Genomic DNA, 698 nt, shown 5'->3' on the forward strand with positions numbered 1-698 from the left:
AAAAAAAGGCCTTCATTGCTGAAGGCCTTCTCTATGCTTTGTGATGTTCTGTTTAAGCTGCTTTTTTCATTTCAGCAGGTACCAATTGCTTTTCTTTAGCCATTTTGATGATGCCTAACTTGTTAAAAAGTTTGATCACCTGGTAAGTAGGGTCTATTTCATGCCATCTTACTCCACCAAAGTTGGCTCTGTGTCCATGTTTGTGGTGGTTATTGTGATAGCTCTCTCCCATCATCAGAAAATCGACTGGTAAAAAGTTTTTTGAAGTGTCACCTACGGTAAAGTTTCTGTAACCATATTTGTGAGCAAACCAATTGATGATTGCGCCATGAATTGGTGACAATAAAAACTGAAGAGGTAATAGCAACCATAACCACCAAACGGTAGCAAATTGCCAGTAAATAGCTACATAGATAGCTCCCCAAAGCAGTCGAGATACCCATGATCTTGCAAATCGATCGAAGGCTGTCCATTCAGGAACATCCTGAGTAAATCGTTCGTCCACTTTCATTTGCTTGCTCGTGATCGCTGAGTAAATGGTTTTGGTCTTCCACATCATTTTAAACAGACTTTCATCATATTTTGGAGAATGTGGATCGTTTGGCGTATCAGCATAGGCATGATGCATTCGGTGCATTATTCCATAGCCATAAGCACTTAGATAGTTTGATCCCTGGAAAAACCAAGTCAACACAAAA

At 39.8% G+C, this 698-nt stretch carries 1 protein-coding gene; it reads right to left on the reverse strand.

Translation table 11 applies throughout. The annotated features are described in order from the left end of the window. Nucleotides 1–52 precede the first annotated feature (52 nt). Nucleotides 53–698, reverse strand: a 646-nt coding sequence (locus tag E1176_RS00390) for a fatty acid desaturase (protein ID WP_155208617.1), incomplete at its 5' end; no start/stop codon positions are given.

Origin of the sequence: Fulvivirga aurantia (assembly GCF_009711475.1) — a bacterium.
Taxonomy (GTDB): Bacteria; Bacteroidota; Bacteroidia; order Cytophagales; family Cyclobacteriaceae; genus Fulvivirga; species Fulvivirga aurantia.